General features: G+C 43.4%; 15 protein-coding genes and 1 pseudogene. 6 read left to right on the top strand and 10 right to left on the bottom strand.

Annotated elements, in window-relative coordinates:
- Nucleotides 1-71 precede the first annotated feature (71 nt).
- The 4 genes from M655_RS24410 (at nt 72) to M655_RS24395 (ending at nt 5,345) form a co-directional block, all read left to right on the top strand.
- On the top strand, nt 72-962 hold the full coding sequence (locus tag M655_RS24410; protein WP_005832529.1) for a diacylglycerol kinase: 891 nt from the start codon (nt 72-74) through the stop codon (nt 960-962).
- Nucleotides 963-1,085: 123 nt separating this feature from the next.
- Entirely contained in the window at nt 1,086-2,537 is a 1,452-nt protein-coding gene (gene rlmD / locus M655_RS24405; protein ID WP_026558482.1) for a 23S rRNA (uracil(1939)-C(5))-methyltransferase RlmD, read from the top strand.
- A 1,990-nt stretch (nt 2,538-4,527) separates the two neighbouring features.
- Nucleotides 4,528-5,154, top strand: coding sequence for a MarR family transcriptional regulator (locus tag M655_RS24400; RefSeq protein WP_005837026.1), 627 nt, complete (start codon nt 4,528-4,530; stop codon nt 5,152-5,154).
- Between the two features lie 26 nt (nt 5,155-5,180).
- Nucleotides 5,181-5,345 carry a hypothetical protein gene (locus tag M655_RS24395; RefSeq protein ID WP_286085917.1) on the top strand — a complete coding sequence of 55 codons (165 nt, stop codon included), beginning with the start codon at nt 5,181-5,183 and terminating at the stop codon, nt 5,343-5,345.
- A gap of 275 nt (nt 5,346-5,620) precedes the next feature.
- Here the strand turns inward: M655_RS24395 and M655_RS24390 are convergent.
- The 10 genes and pseudogenes from M655_RS24390 to M655_RS24345 form a co-directional block, all read right to left on the bottom strand.
- Nucleotides 5,621-6,053, bottom strand: a pseudogene (locus M655_RS24390) (IS4 family transposase); the annotation flags it as partial.
- A gap of 1,012 nt (nt 6,054-7,065) precedes the next feature.
- Nucleotides 7,066-7,404: a hypothetical protein gene (locus M655_RS24385; RefSeq protein WP_026558480.1), complete on the bottom strand. Its 339-nt coding sequence runs from the start codon at nt 7,402-7,404 to the stop codon at nt 7,066-7,068.
- Between the two features lie 13 nt (nt 7,405-7,417).
- On the bottom strand, nt 7,418-7,927 hold the full coding sequence (locus tag M655_RS24380; protein WP_026558479.1) for a hypothetical protein: 510 nt from the start codon (nt 7,925-7,927) through the stop codon (nt 7,418-7,420).
- Nucleotides 7,928-7,939: 12 nt separating this feature from the next.
- On the bottom strand, nt 7,940-9,262 hold the full coding sequence (locus M655_RS24375) for a hypothetical protein (protein ID WP_242507413.1): 1,323 nt from the start codon (nt 9,260-9,262) through the stop codon (nt 7,940-7,942).
- Nucleotides 9,259-9,651 carry a hypothetical protein gene (locus M655_RS24370; protein ID WP_026558478.1) on the bottom strand — a complete coding sequence of 131 codons (393 nt, stop codon included), beginning with the start codon at nt 9,649-9,651 and terminating at the stop codon, nt 9,259-9,261. The genes M655_RS24375 and M655_RS24370 overlap by 4 nt, the downstream gene beginning before the upstream one ends.
- A gap of 87 nt (nt 9,652-9,738) precedes the next feature.
- On the bottom strand, nt 9,739-10,077 hold the full coding sequence (locus M655_RS24365; RefSeq protein ID WP_081414803.1) for a Sir2 family NAD-dependent protein deacetylase: 339 nt from the start codon (nt 10,075-10,077) through the stop codon (nt 9,739-9,741).
- A 256-nt stretch (nt 10,078-10,333) separates the two neighbouring features.
- Nucleotides 10,334-10,738, bottom strand: a complete 405-nt coding sequence (locus M655_RS24360; RefSeq protein WP_026558476.1) for an SIR2 family NAD-dependent protein deacylase — start codon at nt 10,736-10,738, stop codon at nt 10,334-10,336.
- 108 nt (nt 10,739-10,846) lie between these two features.
- Nucleotides 10,847-11,107, bottom strand: coding sequence for a helix-turn-helix transcriptional regulator (locus M655_RS24355; protein WP_026558475.1), 261 nt, complete (start codon nt 11,105-11,107; stop codon nt 10,847-10,849).
- A gap of 167 nt (nt 11,108-11,274) precedes the next feature.
- A complete protein-coding gene (locus M655_RS24350) occupies nt 11,275-12,420 on the bottom strand; it encodes an IS4 family transposase (protein WP_005837477.1) in 1,146 nt (381 codons plus the stop codon).
- A gap of 93 nt (nt 12,421-12,513) precedes the next feature.
- Nucleotides 12,514-13,287 carry a helix-turn-helix transcriptional regulator gene (locus M655_RS24345; protein WP_286085915.1) on the bottom strand — a complete coding sequence of 258 codons (774 nt, stop codon included), beginning with the start codon at nt 13,285-13,287 and terminating at the stop codon, nt 12,514-12,516.
- A gap of 149 nt (nt 13,288-13,436) precedes the next feature.
- On the opposite strand from M655_RS24345, the gene M655_RS24340 reads away from it, so the two are divergent.
- Nucleotides 13,437-13,805, top strand: a complete 369-nt coding sequence (locus tag M655_RS24340) for a DUF6075 family protein (RefSeq protein WP_051353989.1) — start codon at nt 13,437-13,439, stop codon at nt 13,803-13,805.
- Between the two features lie 94 nt (nt 13,806-13,899).
- The gene (locus tag M655_RS24335) at nt 13,900-16,155 is read left to right on the top strand and encodes an ATP-dependent helicase (RefSeq protein WP_026558474.1); all 2,256 of its coding nucleotides are present in this window, start codon (nt 13,900-13,902) and stop codon (nt 16,153-16,155) included.
- Nucleotides 16,156-16,388 lie beyond the last annotated feature (233 nt).

Genomic DNA, 16,388 nt, shown 5'->3' with positions numbered 1-16,388 from the left:
CAAAAATGGCTATACAGGATATGATGGAAGGAAGTACACCCGTGAGCGAGGGAAGGAAGAAGGGATCTGCCTTGAAACGAGCCAGATTGATCTACAATCCGAGCTCCGGCCGGGAAATCGTGCGGCGACGATTGCCGGATATTCTCGATTTGATGGAATCGGCCGGATACGAAACCTCCTGCCATGCAACCAGAGGGGAAGATGATGCGACCGAGGAAGCTGCCCGCGCCGTGGCCCGCGGCTTCGACGTCATCCTGGCTGCTGGCGGAGACGGAACCATATACGAAGTTGTGAACGGGATGGCGGAGCAAAAAGCACGCCCCACCCTTGGAATTATTCCCTGCGGAACCAGCAACGATTTTGCCCGGGCGGTAGGCATACCGAAGTCGATCACGCGCGCCACGGAAATCATCGCCAAAGGCAAGAAGAAGCGCATCGACCTGGGCCGGATCAACAACCGTTATTTCATGAATATTGCGGGAGGAGGCTCCCTCACCAACCTGACCTATGAGGTCCCGAGCAAGCTGAAAACGCTGCTGGGCCAGATGGCGTACTACGTCAAAGGGTTGGAGAAGCTGCCCTCCCTGCACCCGATCCGGGTCCGCCTGGAAAATCGCAAGGAAGTGCTGCTGGACGAGGAGATCATGGTTTTTCTCATCGCCAACAGCCATGCGGTCGGCGGCTTCGACAAGCTCGCCCCGGAAGCAGATTTGTCAGACGGCAAGCTGGATGTCATCGTCGTGAAAAAGACGAACATCGCCGAATTTATCCGACTCGCGACACAAGCGGTTCGCGGCGAGCATTTGCGCGACCCTAACATCCTGTATTTCCAGGCAGACTACATCAAAGCGACCTCTCCCACAGGCGAGGTGGTCCAGCTCAATCTGGACGGCGAGCTTGGCGGACAGTTGCCGTGCGTCGTGGAAGCTTTGCCAGGACATATCGAGTTGTTCGTCCCGTAGGAAGATAGTAAAATGAATAGCAATAGCCGTAGGGATGCCGCGTTCGCTGTGCATCCCTGCCTGCTTCCTTGAGCAAAAAGCAGCCGGGAAGCCAGAGCGCAAGACAAAAGGAGCAAAAGAAACGTGGCAAAAACAACAAAAAAGCGGCGCGGACCGCAGCAGACCGCCAAGGTGGAGCTGGACGTCCCGGTACGTGTCGGCCAAACCGTGGAAGTGGAGATAACCGGACTGAACCACGAGGGCGCTGGAGTCGGCCGGATTGAAGGATATACGCTGTTCGTAGACGGCGCACTCGCAGGCGAGCGAGTCCACGCGCGCGTCGACCATGTCAAAAAGAACTTCGGCTTCGCCAAGCTGACGAAAGTGGTGGAAGCCAGCACATACCGCGCGCACCCACCCTGTCCGCTGTACGACCGTTGCGGCGGCTGTTCGCTGCAGCACCTCGCCTACGAGGAACAACTGCGGCACAAACAGCAAATCGTCCGCGACAACCTGCGCCGCATCGGCGGCTTTCAGGTGGAGGGAGAAGGAGCAATCACGGTGCACCCGACGCTCGGCATGAGCGATCCATGGCGCTACCGCAACAAGGCACAGGTGCCAATCGGCGAGGAAAACGGCGCCTTGGTTGGCGGCTTTTACGCGGAAAAATCCCACTCCATCATCGACATGAACGAATGCCTCATCCAGCACCAAAAGAACGACGAGGGGGTCGCCACCGTGAAGAGAGCCGCTGCTGCTCTCGGCATCAAGCCGTACGACGAAGTGCGCGGCACAGGCTTGCTGCGCCACGTAGTCGTCAAGGTGGGGGTAAAGACGGGCGAAGTCATGGTCGTGCTCGTGACGACCGCGGAGGCGATTCCGCAGCGAGACAAGCTCGTGGAAGCGATCCGCACCGAGGTGGCGGGCGTCACCAGCATCGTGCAAAACATCAACCCGGACAAGACCAACGTCATTTTCGGCAAAAAGACTGTGACACTCTGGGGCAGCGACGTCATTTACGATTACATCGGCCCGATCAAATTCGCGATCTCGGCGCGGTCGTTCTACCAGGTCAACCCGGCACAGACGGAAGTGCTGTACAACAAAACGTTGGAGTACGCCGGCGCGACAGGGACGGAAACGGTCATCGACGCCTATTGCGGCATCGGCACGATCTCGCTGTTTTTGGCGCAGAAGTCGAAGCATGTGTACGGCGTGGAAATCGTCCCGGAAGCGATCGCGGATGCGAACCGCAACGCCCGGTTGAACGGCGTGGAGAACGCGACATTCGAGGCAGGCCCGGCAGAGGTCGTAATTCCGGCGTGGAAGGAGCAGGGGATCCGCGCCGATGTAATCGTGGTCGACCCGCCGCGCAAGGGCTGCGATGAGGCGCTGTTGACGACAATTTTGGAAATGCAGCCGGAGCGCGTGGTGTACGTGTCGTGTAACCCGTCGACGCTGGCAAGGGATTTGAAGGTATTGGCGGAGCGGTATGAGGTGAAGGAAGTGCAGCCGGTGGATATGTTTCCGCATACGGGGCATGTGGAGTGTGTAATATTGATGAATCTAAAGGGTTGTAACAAGCAATTTCAGTGATCTCAAAGCATAAACAGTCGTACGAAAGCTTAAATAGTCGTGCCACCAGCCGAGCGAGATGCGGGTATCCACTCCTGTTTTTCCTCGGCTTTTTTCGTAAATCAGGGGAGAGGATTTATTATGAGGGGAGAAGAAGGAAAGCCTTGTGGGGCAAGGACTTCGAACATTTTTCTCCTGTTTTTTCTCGATCATTTTCTCCGATAATCTTTGGTCCTATCCCCAGGCTCTTCCTGTTTTTTCCCCTGCTCTTCGTTCGACTTTAATTGCTTTTTTGCCCCCGATTTTGCTCGTCCTGAACTCGATTTTTACTCGTTTCTTATCACGACATTAATTGCAGGAAAAAATTGGGATGATGGAGGAGAAAAGGCTGAGAAGCCTTGGGGCTGTAAGCGGGAGTGGCAGTGGGGGAGATGGGCGGGGCGTAAGATGACTATTTTTGCTTTTGACATAGTAGGGATTGTAAAAGCAAATTTTGGACTTGAACGAGTCTGGTTGCAATGGGGAAAGGGTTGCTTCCTTACGGAAGCAGAGAGGGCGAAGTGAACAATTATGCTCCTCTTCAGCGAGTGTAGCCTCAATAAAGTAAACTGATAAGCGAGCGGCGGATCGAGACACTACATAGCTCCACTTATAAAACTCTCACTACGCCCGTCATTTGCTCCTGTATGCCTCTCAAGTAACTCGGAAAGGCACACAACAATCGCTTTTCTCAAGCCGCCACAATGCCCTTTTCAATCGTTTCTCGATTATTCAAGCCTCAATGCTTGACTCTATATTTCCCCTGCTCTGAACACATTGGTGATGCCGCAAAATCACTGGTCTGATGAAGAAGGCTCATGATGGTGTTTCAGCAACTTTCGGAATACATAATTCCTTTATATAGCGATAAAAGTGTTGCTCGGTGGAATCCGCTTGACATCGCACAAAGCAGTGCCACAATATCGCTGGGGTTCATCATCATTGAAGATATTGATCCAAAATCTAATCGGTTGCAATGTCGCCAGATGGGATTGCAAAACCATTGCGTAATGGAATTCACTAAACGCCTTCGCTGAAAATCATTGGTGATACAGCAGAATCACTGGTCTATTGAAAAAACATAAAGGGGAGTTTGCAACTTTCGGAATACATATACCTTTATATTAGCGATCAAAAGTTTCGCTTGGTGGAATCGCATCACAAATCGCAAAGGAATGTCGCAATATCGCTGAGTTTTAGCAACCTGGAGAGTATTGATCCAGTAACTAATGGGCTTCAATGTCGTAAAGTGAAGTTGGCAATATCATTGCGAAAAGGAATTCACTAAACGCCTTCGCTAAAGAAATTCGGGTAATACAGCAATATTAACTGGTTGAAACCGCAAAAAAATGGCTATAAACATTCAAAAACCTGCAAAACGAGGTGTTCAGGTCTATCTGAACTGTTTGAACACAAAACATGCTGGAGATTGTTCATATTTCGAAGAAGTATAATCACTTTGTTAATGTTTGTTGATTGACTTTAATTAATTATCGTATTAAAGTGCAGGATTATTCGCTCTCTGTATTCGGTGTAATCCCATTTGTCATATTGCTCAGAATGCTTGTGCTATACTCAAATGTTTTTAGAGGTAGCACACCAGGCTGATTTTGTTAAATTTCAAAAGCGTAGGCGTTAAGTGAATGCGTCTTTCGTACACCATATAAAATTGGATACATACTGTCTTGCGAAGACTATGTATAATCTACAGATTGCCTGTCGTCAATGCGAATTGCAATATTGCCAAGTAAATCAAAAAGAGCGAAGAAACAAAGAGGTTTTTTAGACAATCTTTTTAAAGTAACTTATCTATGCAATTGGAACAAATGTTACGAGCCGAGCGAAATCAGGTATCCACTCCTATTTTTCCTCGGTTTTTCAATTGAGTAGGGGTGTGGAATTGTCTCGGTATCGAAGATCTTGAAAAAAAGTGTAAAATAAGCAGAAAAGAATAACATGAGGAGAATGTTCAGTGAAAACCTTAAAAGATAAAATCATTGATATATTAAGCGACCGAGAGGGCTTAACAGATAGAGAAATTACCGATTTACTGTTAGGGAAAGGAATGCCACAACAGTCTGTCAATCAGGCATGCAGATCTTTGGAAGCGAAAGGGATAATCAAAAGAATTAATAGAAATGACGGATTATTGGGAAATTACATCGTTTCTGACAGACCAAAAACTGAACCGATTATGAGTCATAAGCCTGAGAACTTGGAAAAGGATGCTTCTGTTTTTGCAGAGGATAACTTAAAAGAGATACTGAAAAAACATCTACAATCGAATGATTGGGAGACGCAGATAGCATGGGGGAAAACTCCTGGAATTGACATCAATGCGTATAGAGGTACGGAAAGGTGGATCATTGAAGTTAAAGGCTTAGGGTCTTCTAATCCAATGAACGTAAACTACTTCTTGGGGGTCTTGGCAGAAACACTTCAAAGAATGGATGATCCAAATGCAAAATACAGCATAGCATTACCCGATGTAAAGCAGTTTCGTAATCTATGGGGCAAGTTTCCTCTATTGGCTAAGAAGAGGACAAGAATTACAGCGGTATTCATAGACGAGAATGGGGGAATAGAAGAGGTTTCATAGAAGATTAATATGTAAGGATGATGATGGTGGATAACTTAATCATAGAACCAGGTGCAATTGGTACGATTAAAATCGGTATGAGCAAGGATGAAGTGGAAGCCTGCATTCAAGAATACGCAAGGAAATACCAAAAGGAATACCATACTCGAAATTATTTTAAGAATGTATTCAGGGTCATTAGCGTTGCATAAAAAATGAATCCATCTATTGTCAAATTATTCTGAATGACATTTTCAACTTCACAACCAAAAACGAGAACAGCCAAGCAAAAGGTAGCCACTATCCATTTGGTAGTTTTATACATTTATTACAACATCGACAACAACAAACAACACTTACTTCCTTTTCTGTCGCCCTCTGGATGTTCGTTTGGATTGGTAATCCATTCTGCCTATCCATTGTTCAAAGGTCTGCCAGAGAAACACTTTGAGCCATCTACTGATTTGCAGCAGACTGTGCTGACTGTTTCTTTCCAGCTTTACAAGAAGCAACAAGCAGTAAGCAATGAGAGCGAGAAAAACTTGATTCCAGACCGCATTTTCACTTGTTCCATAGAACGTCTTGATCTTTGCGTGTTGTTTCATCCATTTGAAAAACAGTTCTATTTGCCAGCGCCAACGGTAGATGTCGCTCAATTCTTCTGCTTCTAAGTCGAACCGATTGGTGATGATTCGAATACGATTTGCTTTCGAATCATGCGTTTCAATCAGTCGTAACACATTATCCACCCGTTTTTGTGGCGTTCCAAGAAGGATCATGGAGTCGGATAAAACGGAGCTTTCTGGTGGTACTTTGAAAGTATACAAATGACGAGTTTCCGCGTTATCCTTGAGACGTGAAGCAAAAAAGATGCCCTGATCGGTATACTCATCGAACTTTTCATAATCCACGTACCCTCGATAGTTTGAGCACACGTCATCATTTTCACACCTAATTGCAAATGTTTTTACTGAGCCAAGGATCGTCAAGGGCTTGCGTAGCAAGGGGTTTACCCTTTATCCTTGACGATCCTTGGTGCAGGAAATAAAATGCTACTTTGTGTGAAAAAAAGCATCGTAGGATAAAGGGTAAACCCCTTGCTACGCAAGCCCTTGACGATCCTTGGCTCAGTAAAAACATTTGCAATTAGGTGTGAAAATGATGACGTGTGCTCAAACTGTCAGGTGGGTAACTTTATGATGAGCAAAGTGGTCAACTTTTTGGTGAGCGTTCACATAGGAGAATATACGCTTTTGTCGTCAGCTTCTTCACGTACTTGTCTTGATCCGTTTCGTCAATTCGTTGTTGAAGTTTCATAATATTGATGGGTGCAACCCATTTACCAAATGAAGAAAATAGGGTATTCTTGTCCATGAGCTATCCTTTGCGTTGGATTTGGACAGGAACTACCTGACCTTTCCAGTGTAAAGGATTTTTTTGTTCCCTAGACAACCAAATACCAAAGATTATGTGTATTTTGAATGATGGGAAAAGATTAATGCAACGCTAGTGATTCAGGGTAGAGTATGATGCGAATAGAAGAGTTGACTTTATTGAAATTCCATCGTCCTTAAAGGATGAATTCAACTGCTTATTTTATGATATCGATGTATTCAATACAAAAGCAGATGACTTGGTAACCCGCATTGATCGTATTTCAGAATATGATCGGAATCATTGGGAGTTAGGTTACACATACTTTTTTCCAGAACTCGGATTATCACTCTGGAGACCCATTATATTTAAAGAAGAGTACATGGAAGAAGATTGGTTTAAAGAAATGTGTCCAGAGAATCAAGAGGATGAGATGAGGCATTTATATTTCGAAGCCGTAAGTATCGCAAAGCGAGACGTTGATCAAAAGTGATGATTAGGATCCGTGAATAATAGTATGTCTCAGTTTGAAAGGAAAAAGCTGAATATTGTACTGAATTATTGAATGACCTTTTCCCAATACCTTAATTGGTGAGCCTCGATTTTTGGAGCAACTGTTTCCCAAATCAGCTTTTTGAACTCAGGATGAATGTAGAGGGGGCGTAATCTAAACCAAAAACGCCCCAATAGTGTGAATACTTGATCCAAACCAGTTACAAAGCTTGATTGTTGATGGACAAGTAGAGACAAATCTTCATCATCGAAAAAGTCAGCTAAAGCAGTTTCGTCAGTTTGCTTTTTGAAAATCCATGATCCGTTTGATGTTTTTGAACCGATTAAAGTGATTCTGCCACCTTCACCAGAAAGCACGATAATATCTTCCCAATACTGTCGCATTCCATCATCCCCATTAAAAAGCGATCGGTTCTAAATCGTCAAAACTTTCCTCGCCAAAATCTTCCCAACTTGAAACAGACGGATCATTTGCCAAATCTGCATGAAACCAAAACAAATCTTCACATCGACCTGGTGTAAACAAGCTTTGTTTTGCCTTCCAATTATCCCTGACGATAAAGATGGCATCAGCTCCATATTCCCCATTCCACTTCAGTAGGGTGTACCTCTTTTTGAATTCTTGACTATCAACTTTATGCTTGATCATGATATCAAATTGGGGATAGTGCTCCTGAAACGATTTAAGTAGAGTAAGGAGATCCTCTGTCCTCTCGATCTTCCTATACCCTCTCATTTTCCCAGGTATACCTTTCTGTTGAAATGCCTTTAATGAAGGAATGCCTTTCGAAAACTCTAATTGTAACGTCTGGAGAAGATGATCATCTCCCATCATATTAAATCGAACGCTTCCATCCTCAATTAGCTCAATTTGACCGTGCCCGCTCTTATGGGTAAATTCAATCATACGTTCACCTCTTTAGAAGATAATTCCACCACCTGCGGTTGCGATACAGGTTCGTTCAACATGTGCTGTATAGTCATTTTTACTAAAGGTATGAACATAACGATTAAAGGTTGTGGTTCCGATATCATTTATGGTGTGGAAGACAATGACAGGATTACCTTCAACATCGTAATAAAAGTGAGGCTCAATGATTTCGGGTTCATCCTCAATCATTTCCCATTCATAATGGCCATAATGTGATTTTTGATCATCCGTCAGTGGTAAGATTATATCTCTCCCCCATGAGGTTCCGTGCCACATCGCACCAAACTCATGAAGTTCATGAAACACGATGGATGCTTGCAAATATGATAAAGGGGTTCGGTCGCCATCGATGGCTTGCATGAAATCGGCTAATGCAAAGGAGGGTTTCGGTGCAGATAGGAAATGCTCTTCTAAACGTTGGCACTCATTTGGGTCTGGAAGTTCAGTATCGACTGGTAAAGCCCAAACGATTCCGTTTCCATTTGCTCCGTCCGTATACTGATAAGCCCTTAATTTATATCCCTCTTTGATCCGAAGATGGGAAAATGCCCTTACTATGGATTCTGGATTGGCGGCAGTTCTGAACCAGCCAAAATCAAAATCATCACATTCTTCAACAGGTTGAGAATCTACAAACAGGTTTGGTTTCGTTGCGTAGACTGGAAAACGTTGCTTGCCGAATTTTTGTTTATATAACGAGAGCAGTTCGTTCAACATTGTTGGTCGGTGAGTAGGGATAAGAGGGCAAGGATGATAATAATTATTGGAATCCTTATGTTTTTTTCCGAAAGTAGGAACCTTTGATTGACCGATTAAGCTTAGCCATTTTTCCTTAATACGTTTAAGGTTCTTCCAACCTGCTTTGTGATCAACGCCCCAACCGAGAAGTAGCCAGGGATGCATTTGTAATTCTTGTAGTGAAATCAATGATGCAGTGATGTCATACTCTCCTGAAGTGACGAGAGATTCAAACTGATCGACGGCGTTCGTAGACTTGGAGTTTTGAAGATTGAAAAGGTTGTAAATATGGAACCTTCCCGACACGGGCTTATCTTTGCCATAGATTTCTTCAACCAAAAGGATTAATTGATCCATTGTCGGATCAGGAGTTATTTCACCTTCCGCTTTGAATGATATATTCAGCTTTTCTATCAAGTCAGGATTGATTTTATTGAAATCGGCTGATCCTGGGTTAAGCAAAAGACATGCCCCAATAGACATCTCAGACTGCCCCCACTGGATGTAAGCTGTTGTTCGATAAGTATGATCTCCACGTTTGATGAATGTTCCATATGCTCTTGGTTGGTTCATATACATTCTCCATTCAAATTTTTATTGATATCTACCCCGACGAGATCTGAAACGGTAACATTGCCAAATGCGGTATAGTAAATAGTTAAAACCGATACGGCTATCTCTGCTTCTCGTTTGTCATCGCAATCCATGAAATCAATTGCGTTTTTTGGAGATTCATCGTTAATGAGAATTTTATAACCTCCATCTTCTTCAAGGACACTCACATACAAGGATATCTTATTGGTTTCTGGCCCCCACCATGCCCATTCTTCATCTAAATCCGTACCCTTATTAACCCAATGTCCGTTTGGATTTGGTACATAGGAGGATTTATCAACTGCTTGATTTCCTTGCCTCAACAAAAGGTATAAGAACAGAATAAATAGGAATAGGATCCAAATCATAAGCCACCCCCACCCTTTCCGTTTTATGTCTTCCACCAAAAAGTATCAAGGGACCCGATCAAATAATTAATCACCAAGTTGGGTTTTTTAGTTCAGTGACAACTCCTCGGTAATGAGTCTCAATACTTCACCGATATTTCGGTTGTTTATTACAGCATCAGCGATAGAGTCTAAGGGAGTCGGATCGTGATTGATAATTACCACTCTTGCACCGTGTTCTTTTGCGATCATTGGAAATGAGTTAGCAGGAGAGACAACCAGTGAAGAGCCAAGAACAATAAACAAATCGGATTGTTTTGTCTCTTTCTCTGCCGCCGCTAACATGTGGGGGTCTAATGACTCTCCAAACAACACGACAGAGGGGCGGATAAACCCACCACACGTACAGTACAAATGATTTTCAACGTATCGGTCTGTTGAGTACATAGTCCCGCATGAATGGCAGTGCAATTTTTGAATTGTCTGTGAACGCTCACCAAAATGTTGACCACTTTGCTCATCATAAAGTTACCCACCTGACAGTTTGAGCACACGTCATCATTTTCACACCTAATTGCAAATGTTTTTACTGAGCCAAGGATCGTCAAGGGCTTGCGTAGCAAGGGGTTTACCCTTTATCCTTGACGATCCTTGGTGCAGGAAATAAAATGCTACTTTGTGTGAAAAAAAGCATCGTAGGTGGTCAACTCGAAGATGAGCGTTTGCTCCAAAAATGGTCAACTTTTTGATTAGCATTCACAATTGTCCCGTGCAGGGGGATGACATTAATGTTTCCTGCTTGTTCATGCAATCCATCCGTGTTTTGCGTAATGATGGATTTTACTTGAAACTGTTGTCCCCAGGATGACAAAATACGATATCCAATGTGAGGTTTGACGTTTTGCAATGTTTGAATCCTCATGCGATAAAAATCAATGAATTCTTTCTGGTTATATTTCATCGCTTCCACACTGGCTAAGGATTGAGGGTCTTTTCCATGCCAAAGTCCACTTTGGGATCGAAAGTCGGGAACCCCACTTTCCGTACTCATGCCTGCACCCGAAAAAATTACGGTATATCTTGATTCCTTCAGCCATTTTGCAATCATTCATGACACCTCCGCTACATGTTCTTTATGGTTTCATATTACCAGAACAGTGGTAAAAAATTTGATCGCTTCTTTTTATAAGAAAAATGAGGCATCTGCAAAGATCCCTCAAGAATAGAGTTTGTTCATTTTTTCAGCTTCAGCCTTTATTTTTTCAACAAGGTGCTGAGGTGAGATTACTTTCGCATCACTTCCCCACATAAGTAACCAGCGAATAAAGCCTTCGCTAATAGCGGCTTTAATCTTGATCGAAAAAGTCCGATCATCGACACTTCGAATGGAGACATCTTTTCCAAAACGGTCAATTACCACATTAACAAGGTGATTGTCGAACAGAATTTCAACATATTCGACATTTCCAGGATACATATTAAATCACTAGCGTTGCATAAAAAATGCGTTCGTAATTTGTCGAAGTATTCTGAATGACATTTTCAGCTACACAACCAAAAACGGCAGCAACCAAGCAAAAGGTAGCCACTGTCCATTTGGTAGTTTTATACATTTATTACAATCGTGATAACAGCAACCAATACCTAATTCCTTTTCTGTCGCCCTCTGGATGTTCGTTTGGACTGGTAATTCATTCTACCTATCCATTGTTCGAACGTTTGCCAAAGAAACACTTTTAGCCATCTCCTGATCTGCAACAAGCTGTGCTGACTGTTTTGTTCCAGTTTGACAAGGAGCAACAGGCAGTAGGCAATGAGTGCGAGTAATACTTGGTTTCGTACCGCATTTTCACTCGTTCCATAGAAGTTCTTGATCTTTACATGCTGCTTTATCCACTTGAAAAACAGCTCAATTTGCCAACGCCAACGATAGATGTCGCTGAGTTCTTCTGCTTCCAGGTCGAACCGATTCGTAATGATTCGAATGAGATTTCCCTTCGAATCAAGCGTTTCAATGAGTCGCAGCACGTTATCTACCCGCTTTTGAGGCGTTCCAAGAAGGATCATGGAATCCGATAAAACGGAGCTTTCCAAGGGGATTTTGAATTCATAAAGATGACGGATTTCGGCGTTATCTTTTAGACGAGAAGCGAAAAAGATGCCTTTGTCCGTGTATTCATCAAATTTTTCATAATCCACATACCCTCGATCAAAGACGTACATCATACCGATCTCATCAATCAACGATTCCATTTGAGTGCGGTCATTGGACTTGGCACCCGTGATGGTTATTTTTTCAGGATACACATCCCCCTGGTCGGCAAAGACGAGACGAAGATGAAGTTTGATGCCAGCCTTGGTTTTACGGAAAGTTGCCCATTTGTACTTCTGCAAACACAGCCCAATCGTTGTAGAATCAATGATTTTCATGTCTTTTCGAAGGGAATACGTGTTGCCCGAGTGTCTCTGAATTTGCCCTACAAGGTCAACAAATATTTCTTCAAGCAAAGCTGGATCTACTCGATTGTTTTTGCGACTAAGCTGAGCGGGACTAATCGACGACAGTCCTAACTCTCGCTGGAATTTCTTTGATAAAACATCATCTGCAATGGCTCGGAGTCCTTCTCGTTGCTGAAGTTGAGCATGCAAAAACAGGAGTAGATATGCTTTGGTCGTTAACTTTTTCACGTACTTGTCCTGATCCGTTTCGTCTATCCGTTGTTGAAATTTCACAATATTAATGGGTGAAATGTATTTACCAAATGAAGAAAATAGGGTATTCTTGTCCATGGTCTATCCTTTGCGTTGGATTTGGACAGGAACTACCTGACCTTTCCAGTGTAAAGGATTTTTTTATGCCTGAGAACACTTGAACGCTGAAAGTTATGATGATTTTGAATGGTATGAAAAGATTAATGCAACGCTAGTGATATTAAATGTTTGTTTCATATGGTCGGAGATTGAAAAGTCTGTTCCGATAAATCTCTCTTCAGAGACAGACACATTTTTCATTCGGTCAACCCGATAATGTTTGATTTTATTCTCCTGGGGATTCTTTGCTACGAGATAGTAGTAGTCGTGATTCCATACCAATCCCAATGGAATAACTGTATAAAGTTTACCGTGATGCCGAAGCACAAATTCCTTTTTGATATTGAAATTTCCATATTGGAAATGAAGCATTTTTTGCTCGATGATGGATGTATGGATTTTGTCGATATGATATCGTACTTCTTTATTTTGTGCTCTGATTGCTGGATCGACTGAAATCTGATGATGAAGCTTTTTTGCCAGATGTTTGCTTGATAAAGTTTTTATTTTTTCGATGAGCTGTTTTGACTCATCAGAAGTGATGAATCTGGCAGATGATACCGCATCAATTAGCATTCTAAGCTCATGAGTTTCAAATTTTCGATACTGGTGACTATAGAAAACGGTGTTATTGTCCTTAACGCTTTCCTCGATGCTGAATCCGCATTCTCGTAGTTCTTGAATTGTACTTCTTACAGTATTTTTCGAGACTTTGTAATCGCTTCCGAAGTGAATTTTTAGATGGTCTATGATTTCCAAGATAGATAGTTCGTGATTTTCATCCGTATGGTTAAATAAGATTTCTCTTATTTTCATGATTCGTCCTGTGTTGCTTACGTTATTCATTAAGGTTCCAACTCCTTTCATGATGGGTTCTTCAAGGATGTGAATGCTTCCTTTTCCAGCATACGCAGTTTCCTTCAAAGTACATGATTTATTTTTCCCTGCCCTTCCGCATAAGACATAGAAGTTCAAAAAAACAGGAGGGGACTTCTATGATCTTTTTGTTTCCAGAGCATCAAGAGAGGTATGAACAGTTCATAAGGCAGGATGGGACTCATCCAAAAGACAGGGAGCGGCAGGCGTTATTATACGTCTTTGCGGGCTTCAGAGATTTGGGAGATAGAATTGAGCACTTCTACGATTTTGAAGGGCGTATGATCCGATCAGAAGCATTTGAAGAGGTTAATTTGACGAGCAGTTCGAGAGCGATGGTGGAGCTTGCATTCAACTTGTACAATAACTATCCGTGTGGTACGGTAGTCGATCTGTTTGCAAATTTGGATGAGAGGAATAGGCAGTTGGCGATAAAGGCGATAAAGATCAGATTTGGAGTGAATGAGTCAGGGGATGGGATTATCTAATCCTCTGGCTTTTTGTATTCGTCCCATTCCCATATGATGTCGTGATATAATTGGAGTATTTGATGGTACGGAAAAAATGAAAGGGAAAGTCGGAATGAAGGTAAAGGAAGATTTCTTTGTCCGCAAGAGCCGTGAATTAAGTGTTATCTTAAACGAGGTTCAGAGAAAGGCTGTACTTCAGACGGAAGGTCCCTTGCTCTTGCTGGCATCGCCAGGATCGGGTAAGACAACGACGATCATTATGAGGATTGGGTATTTGATCGAAGAAAAGGGGATAAACCCTGCAAGGATAAAGGCAGTTACGTTTAGCCGAGCATCGGCGAGTGATATGAAGGAGCGGTTCAAACGCTTCTTTCCTTCTCTTCCACCAATTGATTTTTCTACGATTCATAGCCTTGCCTTTGAAGTGGTACGGGATCATTTCCGTAAAACGGGGACTGCTTACCAGATTATTGAGGGTGATCTTGATTCAGAGGAACAGAACGCATTAGATTCAAATCATCTGCCGCTACATAAAAAGATCATTTTGCGAAACTTGTTCAAGTCAATTATCGGTGAGAACATTACCGATGATCAAATGGATGAGCTGACGACTTATATCAGTTTTATAAAGAACAAAATGATTCCACAAGAGAAATGGTCATCGGTCAAAGTGGGTGTTCCTGAAGCTGAGCGGATATTGCGGGAATACGAGGCGTTTAAGAAGTCGGGACATAGTAAGCTCTTGCTCGATTATGACGATATGCTGACCATTGGGAATGTGGTTTTGGAGAGGGATAGGGAGCTTCTTCGGAAGTATCAAGATCGTTATGATTATGTGTTAACGGACGAGAGCCAGGATACTTCTACGGTGCAACATGCCATTATCGAAAAACTGGTTCAGAAACACGGCAACCTTTGTGTAGTTGCCGACGACGATCAGTCCATCTATAGTTGGCGAGGTGCAGAGCCTTCCTACCTTCTGAATTTTAAGGAGGTTTACCCTGATTCCCTGACCCTATTTATGGAGCAGAATTATCGATCAACCAAGGATATCGTGAGCGTTGCAAACCAATTCATTAAGCGAAACAAGAATCGGTACGACAAGAATATGTTTACCAAGAATCCAGCAGGTAAGCCGATCAAAATCAGGAGCTTTGCGGATTACATTTATCAGTCGAAGTATCTGGTGCAGGAAATTCAAAAGATCGAGAATTTGTCTGAAGTAGCGGTACTGTATCGAAACAATTCATCTTCTATCGCATTAATGAATGAGTTCGATAGGGCGGGCATCCCATTTTACATGAAAGATGCCGATAATCGTTTCTTTTCGCATTGGGTAGTCGAAGATATTCTGAACTTTATGCGCATGACATTTACCGACAAGAGAGCCGACATATTTGAAAAAATCCATTTAAAACTAAATGGGTATATAAGCAAACAGCAAATGGCGGCATTGAAGGAAATCCATAATAATGAATCGGTCTTTGATAACTTGCTGAAATATGTTGAGTTGCAGGATTATCAAGTCAAACTGGTAAAGGCAAACAAAGAGACGTTCCAACAAATGAGGGGGATGCCACCGCTACATGCCATTCGTGTTATTCGTGATCGGTTAGGCTACGAAAAGGCTATTGAAAAGATGTGTGAGCGTCTTGGATTCCGAAAAGAATACTTGCTTGGCATCCTTAACACGCTGGAAGAGATTGCGGTTGGGTTGGAGACAATGGAGGAATTTGCGAGTCGTCTCAAGCATCTGGCATCGGTGTTAAAGACGGCAAAATCCAGAAAGGGTCAAAATGTTGTAACGTTCTCCACTTTTCATAGTGCAAAAGGGCTGGAGTTTGAGCGAGTATACATGATTGACCTAATCGATGGGATTATTCCATCCTCGGAGGATTACAAAATAGGAGCGGCCGAGGGCAATGCCATGGAAGAGGCAACCCGTCTGTTCTATGTTGGAATGACACGAGCAAAAAAGCACCTGGAGCTGATTGTCTATAGGAAAAGAGATGGGGAAGAGGTTTCAGAATCAGAATTTGTGGCGGCTGTTCGAAACATCATGAATCCGCCTGAAAAACAGGGGGAAGATGAGCGAAAGTCATCAGACACACTTAGCAAGCTGGGACAAGGGAAAAGTAAGAGACAGGTTGATAGACAAAAGCAGAGAACGGCTGAGATAGCATTTAATCCGAATGCGATCCGTAATAGGTCGGAGCTGATTGTTGGAAGGACGGTAAAACATAGAGTTTTCGGAACGGGATCGATCGTTCGTGTAAACGAGGAACAGATCCAGATTCAGTTTGGGTCAAATGGAAAAACACTTTCGGTTATGGCTTGTTTGGAGCGGGGCTTGTTAGAGCCAGTTTAGACTCGGGATCAGAGGGAAGACATTATTATTCGAACCCATGATCCCTGTTTTTATTAAACCCAGCCTCTAAAGTTATTTCTCCCTCGCATCGACATATAATACAAAGTTACCAATAAAACAGGATGAGAGGTAAATGCTCAATATGTAGGAGGTGGAAGAACAGGGGATTCAGGTCTGAAGTTGAAAAAAGGTTGGATTGAAATGAATAGTTGCGGGAGGAAAGTAAAGGGGGA

Source organism: Brevibacillus sp. NSP2.1 (assembly GCF_000470975.2).
GTDB classification, from domain to species: domain Bacteria; phylum Bacillota; class Bacilli; order Brevibacillales; family Brevibacillaceae; genus Brevibacillus; species Brevibacillus agri.
This window is presented reverse-complemented; position numbering and strand designations above follow the sequence as displayed.